The sequence below is a fragment of the Haloarcula sp. JP-Z28 genome (assembly GCF_011440255.1).
Lineage (GTDB): Archaea > Halobacteriota > Halobacteria > Halobacteriales > Haloarculaceae > Haloarcula > Haloarcula marismortui.
In genome coordinates this window covers 1-6,076 of record NZ_JAAOHT010000120.1, presented here as the reverse complement: position 1 = coordinate 6,076, position 6,076 = coordinate 1, and the positions used below count along the sequence as shown (strand labels likewise).

At 59.9% G+C, this 6,076-nt stretch carries 10 protein-coding genes; 7 read left to right on the top strand and 3 right to left on the bottom strand.

Annotation, left to right across the window (positions count from 1 at the left end; all coding sequences use genetic code 11):
• Nucleotides 1-328: 328 nt before the first annotated feature.
• The 3 genes from G9463_RS22950 to G9463_RS22940 all read right to left on the bottom strand — a co-directional run bounded on the left by G9463_RS22950 (nucleotide 329) and on the right by G9463_RS22940 (nucleotide 1,467).
• The gene (locus G9463_RS22950; RefSeq protein ID WP_007189965.1) at nucleotides 329-592 is read right to left on the bottom strand and encodes a hypothetical protein; all 264 of its coding nucleotides are present in this window, start codon (nucleotides 590-592) and stop codon (nucleotides 329-331) included.
• Nucleotides 589-918 carry a hypothetical protein gene (locus G9463_RS22945; protein ID WP_165897931.1) on the bottom strand — a complete coding sequence of 110 codons (330 nt, stop codon included), beginning with the start codon at nucleotides 916-918 and terminating at the stop codon, nucleotides 589-591. Before G9463_RS22945 ends, G9463_RS22950 begins: the two co-directional genes overlap by 4 nt.
• Nucleotides 919-1,062: 144 nt before the next feature.
• Nucleotides 1,063-1,467 carry a hypothetical protein gene (locus G9463_RS22940; RefSeq protein WP_165897930.1) on the bottom strand — a complete coding sequence of 135 codons (405 nt, stop codon included), beginning with the start codon at nucleotides 1,465-1,467 and terminating at the stop codon, nucleotides 1,063-1,065.
• Between the two features lie 211 nt (nucleotides 1,468-1,678).
• Between G9463_RS22940 and G9463_RS22935 the strand changes: the two genes are divergently transcribed.
• The 7 genes from G9463_RS22935 to G9463_RS22905 form a co-directional block, all read left to right on the top strand.
• Nucleotides 1,679-1,828 (top strand): hypothetical protein, encoded by a 150-nt coding sequence (locus tag G9463_RS22935; protein WP_165897929.1) that lies wholly within the window; start codon nucleotides 1,679-1,681, stop codon nucleotides 1,826-1,828.
• Nucleotides 1,825-2,646, top strand: coding sequence for a hypothetical protein (locus G9463_RS22930; RefSeq protein ID WP_165897925.1), 822 nt, complete (start codon nucleotides 1,825-1,827; stop codon nucleotides 2,644-2,646). Before G9463_RS22935 ends, G9463_RS22930 begins: the two co-directional genes overlap by 4 nt.
• Nucleotides 2,636-3,202, top strand: a complete 567-nt coding sequence (locus G9463_RS22925) for a hypothetical protein (protein ID WP_165897928.1) — start codon at nucleotides 2,636-2,638, stop codon at nucleotides 3,200-3,202. The genes G9463_RS22930 and G9463_RS22925 overlap by 11 nt, the downstream gene beginning before the upstream one ends.
• Complete coding sequence (locus G9463_RS22920; protein WP_011222205.1) at nucleotides 3,192-3,395, top strand: hypothetical protein; 204 nt, start codon at nucleotides 3,192-3,194, stop codon at nucleotides 3,393-3,395. Before G9463_RS22925 ends, G9463_RS22920 begins: the two co-directional genes overlap by 11 nt.
• Complete coding sequence (locus G9463_RS22915; protein WP_165897927.1) at nucleotides 3,392-3,652, top strand: hypothetical protein; 261 nt, start codon at nucleotides 3,392-3,394, stop codon at nucleotides 3,650-3,652. The genes G9463_RS22920 and G9463_RS22915 overlap by 4 nt, the downstream gene beginning before the upstream one ends.
• Entirely contained in the window at nucleotides 3,645-3,947 is a 303-nt protein-coding gene (locus tag G9463_RS22910) for a hypothetical protein (RefSeq protein ID WP_240150135.1), read from the top strand. Before G9463_RS22915 ends, G9463_RS22910 begins: the two co-directional genes overlap by 8 nt.
• Before the next feature lie 452 nt (nucleotides 3,948-4,399).
• A partial coding sequence (locus G9463_RS22905; protein ID WP_240150134.1) for a DUF5817 domain-containing protein occupies nucleotides 4,400-6,076 on the top strand: 1,677 nt, incomplete at its 3' end.

The window sequence follows — 6,076 nt, the reverse complement described above, 5'->3', positions numbered from 1 at the left end:
TAATTTCTGCCGTAGCCAGTGCTCTTTGCGATATTGCTTGGAGTCAACCAGATTTTATTTTCATTCGCGAATCGCAAGATCGCTTTTTCTACATATTTCATTCTATCAGACTCTGAATATCCCGCAGTTCGTTAATCCGCCGACTCCAAGTGCTCGCGGCCGGCGTCGGTGAGAGTGTAATGTCTGAGATACGGCCGGCCACCACAGACGGAATTGGGGGTAAGACAACGGGAATCGGTCGCCGTGGTGTTGGGGAGTGATCATAACGACCGATCGCCCGCACGGCAGTCCGGATGCCCTGATAATAAAAACAGGTTATTCAGTTCGCTCAGGCCGTCGCCACGAGATACTGATGCTCAGCCTGCGTGGGCGTCGGCTGGAGCGTCAGCCCAGTCAGCGCGAGTTCCCGAAGCACTTCCGGCGGAACGCCATCGGTCTCGCGAAGCACGGCATCGAGCGTCCAGGCGTCGTGTTCCGAGCGGACCGGCGGCATTGTCTCGACTACGGCGGTCGGGGCAGTCTCTTGTAGCGCACGGGCGGCACGCCGAACGCGCTGGCGGTTCTCGACCGTACAGCGAACGGTCTTGCTCATGCGCTCAGCCACCGAACGAGATCGCCGACGATGTTGCCGCCGACGTGTGGGCCGACAGCCCAGCCGCGTTCGTCCTGCGTGTACTCGCACCATCCTGCGAGTGTTTCATATGGTGTGTCTGCGAGTGGGACTTTCTCGGCGCGGTTGTCGCGAGCGACGACGGCCACAGCGAATTCATACGAGTCCCAGTAGTGGGCTGCGCCTTCGCCATCGACGCCCAGGAAGAGTGGGCGGCCCTGTGTGAGCAGTTCGCGGGCAATGCGTTCCTGTGGATGTGCGTCAGTCGTGCCGACAGATTTACTAGTCGGCGAAGCAGACTTACTCATGGTTCTTCCAGGAACCGACGCGCCTACGCTGCTAGTGACAGCGTGGGCAACTCGTGTTCTCGAAGGCACGAAATCGCCCAGCGGCGCGTCTGTTCCTATCTAATTGTATGTACCCGGAACCACTTAATAGTTACCCGATATCGGTTAAAGATGACTGTCGTCAATATCGGATTCAGTCGAGGGATCCTCAGCCTCCAGATATTCCACTCCCTCAGCGGTTATAACCCAGTATCCAGGATCTTCGTCAGAGATCTTCAGATTTCCGTCTGCGAATTCTTCAGCGTCTACCCGTTCAATCAGCTCTTCGTCTCGAAGCTCTGCAAGGTAGTTCTGAAGTGTCGCATCGGACTTCGACCAACCTCTATACGCCAGATTCCGGTACAAGGGCTTCCGAGGCAGGGCTATGCGGGTTTCGCTAAGAAACTCCAGTACCTCTCTTTTTGCCTCGGCCTTACTGTTCACGTCCAGTATTTCTCGGACGCCAGTTATTATTTCACCGGATTTGTCAGAATTATTCATTTTCGGGTAGCTTTCTGTGGTAATGCCCATACTTATGCAATATTGGCCAAACCACTAAGTGATTGGGGTAGTCTACATGATGATATGCGCAACTCACCGAGAAGAAGTAGCCTATGGAAGTCGGGTTACCAGGGCCATCCCCCCGATAACCCATTGTCACAGCGGCACCGCAGGTGTGACTCAGGTACCAGCCTACAACACTCCATCGGTTCACAGGCCGCTGAGAGCGTAGTTGACAGCCATGGGGGGGCCTGAGATGGCCATCGAGAAACGCGGGAACGCGGTCATCGCTACGGGCTGTCCGTTCTGCGACAGTGATATCGACCCCCAGCAGTCCCTCGCGAAGCACCTCAACAACGACTGCCCGGAATTTGGCGGTGAGTCGGCATGACTGCTGGCCACGGCAACTACTACGACGTCGACGGCCGGTCGCTCGACGAGCGTTGGCCCGACGCTGACTCTGTGGCCGCTGTTGGCGGTCCGGTCCGTGAGCTGAGAACTGACGGCGGGAAGGACCGGGACGATATCAAACACGAAGTGACCCAGAGAGACGTTTCTGACCTCTCGAAGACGGCGCTGTACGCTGAGTGGTCCCAGGCCTACGAACAACTACTCGGAACCGTTCCGGATGAGCGGCGCGATGACCTCTGGAATCGACGCCGAGAGCTCTGGAGTGAGATGCGGGACAGAACTGACGCCAACCCGCCGGAGTGTCCCGAGTGCGGGCACACGAGGTGGCAACAGGAGTTCGGCGGTCCCAAATTCTGTTGTGAGTGTGGTTGGACGCCGACCGCCGACGAGATGGATCTGATAGACGCTATCGACCGCTACTGGTCCAAAGTCCAATCCATCGGCGAGGACGCCACCGACCAGCTCGTCACTGACGGTGGACAGCCTGTCGACGGAATTGACCGGGGAAAGCTCGAAACCGCCCGGTCCGCAGGCGCTCACGACGAGTTCATCGCGTTCGTCGCTGAATATCCGAACTCAGCCGTCGCAGAAACCGTTGAAACGGCAATCTCTCTAAACGCCCTCGATAACTTCCAGTCGTTCTCGGGTTCGTTCGCGGGATCGCTCTGGGAATATGGCGTAAAGAAGGCCGGAAACCCGGACACGAAGAACGCTAAGCGGGTCCGAGAACTCTTTCCCGAAGAGCGCTGGCCCGAGTGGATGCAGCAGGAGTACGGAGGTGGTGACAGTGTCGAATGACGCCGCCGCGAACAGTGCTGACCAACTGCAAGAAGGCGACACTGTGACCGTCGAACTGGAGGGAGAAGTCGTTGATGAGATGGAGAATCACGACGGTGTGTTCCGTATCGATGTCCAGAGTCAGCAAGTCGAAATCCTCCACGACGAGATAATCGATATCGAACAGCCAGCACGGGCAGTCGACAAACAGGAGCGGTCAGGCGACACGATCACTGACCAGGGTGACGACCTCGTCACCGACGGCGGCTCAGTCAGAACTGACAGCGATGACGAGCTGGACATCGAAGCGATCCTCGACGAACTCGAATCGTTCGAAGACGTCAACCTCCGCGAGGCGCTTCAGATTGAAGTCGAAATTGCAGAAGAGTTTGAACACTGTCCCGACTGTGGGGAGCTGTTTCAGGAGGTCGCTCTTAGCAATGGTGGCAAGGCGACATTCGTCCACGACAGCGGTGGGATGCTTATCTCTGGGTGTGAATTTGAGCTTGCAGACATTCTTGACGACTGCTCTGTAGATACGGAAACCGACAGCCCGGGAGGTCACGATGAGCAGTAAAACTCACGCGGCTGTCACGGTCAAGTGCCCGGGCTGTGGGGCGACCCATGTTCGGCCCCGACGAGTCGACGTGGAGAATCCCCCAGCGACGATCAACGGCAAGTGTTACGCTCCGCATCCATCTCGGGGCGCTGACTTCGACGGCTGCGGGGAGACGGTCGAACTCGACGTTATCGAGGTGAGCGAACGGTGACTGGCGCGCAGGTGGATCAAACACTGACGCCGACCGGTTGGTGCGTCAACCTCGATAACGGCCACTCCGGGATCTGCTTCGAGTGGGTTTCCGGTCTGACGATGTGTGGGGAATCGTTCGACCCTGAGACTGTCGACCGGGAGTGGTACGATGGCGCACCGGAATCTCGCGACGAACCACACGCAACCCAGTGCTTCGACTGTCACAACTGGTCCGCGGCTGCCAGAGATGCAACGCGGGGGCAGACTGATGTCTGACCCAGTCCGTTTGCGGGTCCGGGCCCGTCGCAATCAGCACGGCTCTGTGCTGGAGTGGGTCCCGGAAGACGAAGCTGACGCGAAGGCTGCACTCGACAGTCCGTGGGCGCTCATTCGTGACCTCTACGGAGCTATCGATAGGTCGACCGTCGCCGACGGCGATCTCGTCGCTGTCGTGGAAGCGTGGCCCCGATTCGGCGACGTGATCGACGTGATCGTCCTCGACGAACACGCCCGCAGCGAGAGTGCGACTGAACGTCTGCGGATGCAGGTCAGCGCGGAGGTGGCACGATGAGAGCCTGCAAATCGTCAGACGCACGTCTGACGCAACCTGTTGCAATAGCCGACGTATTTAACACACAGCCGACCAAACCGATTCAACATCAAGCACAGAGAAGACACTCACCGCTAATCGGTGAGAGGCAGGATGCCGGGGTCGTGCCACCGACCTCGGCTGAGAAGGTGAGCCGCACTCAACCTGTGCAAGGTGCGTTGATCTCACCTACTGTTTCTGACCGAGATAGAATAAGCGTTGTGCCCGAACAGCGAGAGCCATCTCTACGCAGTTCGGGCCTGTTCGTGTCGTCAGAGAGCCGCTAGACCGTCGTGAGCCGCTGATACGAAGATGCACGCCGCAGACTACACACTGACCGGTACGCTTCAGCCCCTCTCGGGAGCGCCACGGGGAGAGCTGTCGCTCTCCACTGGGCGAAACTCCACCCAGAGAGGGTTCCCAGGAGGGATGCCATGACGTTCCACGTCGTCGGCTGTTCAGACTGTTCGGCACTCTGGATCATCGACGAGTCAGGTGACTCGAAAGCCTGCTGTCCAACCTGTGGCCGGACTCACAGCCGGGAGCGCCTCCGTTCACTCGCGTCGGCTGCTGACAGGGAGGTCGCAGCGCAGCGACGGTCGGCTATCCTTGCATCACGCCGGGATGAGTCGGATGCTGACCTACGCGCGTACTGGGACCAGGCTACTGACGACCCAGTCATCGACGATCGAGAGTATCTCGACGGGATGGGTCTTGACGACGATCTCGTCGATAACCTCTGCGGTGAGTCTTCGTCAACGTCGACGACGTCTGATTCATCGACAACCCGTCCGGACTCCGGGCCCGACGTAGACGTCGACGTGGCGAACAAACCACAGCTCCGCGGGTCTGCCTATCCAGACGCTGCGGAGGAACCGGGAATTGCTCTACTGGACCCTCGGGGTCAGCTCTCGATCACCGGACTCACCTACCATGATGTGGCGCCACAAAGCTCCGAGTGGCTCGGTGATCTCCTTGCGGACCTCATCCCGATGACGGCACGCTGTGTCCAGGACCTCGCAGTTCTCCATGAAGGGGGACCCGACCCCTCGGACCCGCGCCAGACGAACTACGAGGTGCCCCGCTTCGTCCAAGAGGTTCTCGCCGGAGAGGTCGCTGGCCTCGAGGCGGCCGACGCTTCTGTCGGGGCTATCGAGGAGGCACGCGCCTACCTCGACGCGGCGGCCCGCTACGCGCTCCTGTGGGACAACGAGTGTTATCGGGCCCAGCGCGGGTTCAAAGGCACCGAGCAATTCGAGCGGATTCAACGAACGCTCACCACTACTGGCACGAGTCGTGGGCCGTTCAACGCTGGCGTCGACGCACTCCGACACTCGTTAGTCGCCCTGCACGCTGAACGCGAGACGCCACTGCCAGTCACGTTCGTTCTCGACGGAGAGGCCTGGACGGCAGCCGACCGAGAGACTGTGAAACGCGCCCTTCGGGTGTTGGATGTCCTTGCCGACGCTCTGGATGTGCGCCTCCAGATGTCGCCTGGAGTCCGGCAGCGAGTGCGTCGGCTGACGCTGCGGGCGCTCGACGCCGATGACGAAGCGGACATCCCGGTATGGGCTGAGCGCTTCTCGTTCCTTACTGAGGCCGGATACTCCTCCTGGCGTGGTGGGGACGTTGACGAGGACTCAGACGAGGGCCAGCTGGACGAGCAAGCCTGGGGCTGGGTCGATACCAACCGGTCCCAGACAGGCCCGCTGACTGTGCTGGCACATCTCGATACTGACGGTGAGCGCTCCGTTCGCGCTATCAAGCGAGACGACGCAATCGCCTATGCAGACGGCAGCATCGACCGCTACGTGTCGTTCCTCGAAGCCGAGGACATCATCACGGTGGATCGCTCACACGCCTCGAATCAGGTCTCGCTGACCGCTCTCGGCGAAGCAGCACAGCAGTACGTCGACCGGGAGTGCAACCCCGTCCACCCGTCCCAATCCCGGCTGTCGGGGGCGTCTTACGGACACCCCTCACAGTCTCGTAAGTGTAGTGTATCCGCCCAGAAGCGCGACCGGTACCCCCCCGCCGAACGGTGGCTTGCCGCGACCGGCTCCGCGCCTGAGTCTGGCTATGTCCAGTGGCTCGGCGACCGCACTGGTCCT

Bases quoted from the DNA above. Each gene is read 5' to 3' on its own strand.
- G9463_RS22950 (WP_007189965.1), bottom strand. From the start codon at position 592: ATGAGCAAGACCGTTCGCTGTACGGTCGAGAACCGCCAGCGCGTTCGG.
- G9463_RS22945 (WP_165897931.1), bottom strand. From the start codon at position 918: ATGAGTAAGTCTGCTTCGCCGACTAGTAAATCTGTCGGCACGACTGAC.
- G9463_RS22940 (WP_165897930.1), bottom strand. From the start codon at position 1,467: ATGGGCATTACCACAGAAAGCTACCCGAAAATGAATAATTCTGACAAA.
- G9463_RS22935 (WP_165897929.1), top strand. From the start codon at position 1,679: ATGGGGGGGCCTGAGATGGCCATCGAGAAACGCGGGAACGCGGTCATC.
- G9463_RS22930 (WP_165897925.1), top strand. From the start codon at position 1,825: ATGACTGCTGGCCACGGCAACTACTACGACGTCGACGGCCGGTCGCTC.
- G9463_RS22920 (WP_011222205.1), top strand. From the start codon at position 3,192: ATGAGCAGTAAAACTCACGCGGCTGTCACGGTCAAGTGCCCGGGCTGT.
- G9463_RS22910 (WP_240150135.1), top strand. From the start codon at position 3,645: ATGTCTGACCCAGTCCGTTTGCGGGTCCGGGCCCGTCGCAATCAGCAC.